The 662-nt window shown below is 55.7% G+C and carries 1 protein-coding gene; it reads left to right on the plus strand.

The window, feature by feature from the left end; all coding sequences use genetic code 11:
- A partial coding sequence (locus tag NXS07_RS20610) for a condensation domain-containing protein (protein ID WP_258087586.1) occupies positions 1-662 on the plus strand: 662 nt, incomplete at both ends.

The following is a 662-nucleotide window of genomic DNA, read 5'->3' on the forward strand; positions in this document are numbered from 1 at the left end:
GCGTATTGGGCTGAACGCAAAACCCAGTTTCAGGGGGCGAATGATCTTTCTGCCCTGTTAAGTCACGGGATTGACCTGGCGCAGATAAAAACGGTTGAAAAACCGGCCGAGCAGATGCTGACGGTAGAGGGAAACGCCTATGGGCAGCTCAAGACGATGTGCAGGGAGCAGGGGGTCACGCTGAATGTGGTGCTGCAATTTGCCTGGCATAAATTACTGCACAGTTACTGCGGGGATGAGCAGACCCTTGTCGGCACCGTGGTGTCCGGACGAGATGTGCCGGTAGACGGGATTGAGTCCAGTGTCGGGCTGTATATCAATACCCTGCCGTTGACCGTGCAGTGGGAGCCTGCTGGCAGTGTACTGGCCGTTTTACAGGCAATCCAGAACGATATTGCGGCACTCAACAGCCACAGCGCGGTGTCACTGGCCAGTTTGCAGCCCGACGGGGCGCGTTTATTCCACAGCCTGCTGGTTTTTGAAAACTACCCGGCACCGGTGATGAGCGAGCACGGGACAGGGATTGAAAACAAACTGGCATTCCGTCAGGCCATCGAAAAAGTGGATTATCCGGTATTACTGATGGCCTATGAACAGGGTGACAGCCTGACCGTGAAATTGAGTTATGGCGAAGACTGGCTGGCGGGTGAACAGGCGCGGCG

The organism is Xenorhabdus bovienii (genome assembly GCF_024721015.1).
In the GTDB taxonomy this organism is placed as follows: domain Bacteria; phylum Pseudomonadota; class Gammaproteobacteria; order Enterobacterales; family Enterobacteriaceae; genus Xenorhabdus; species Xenorhabdus bovienii.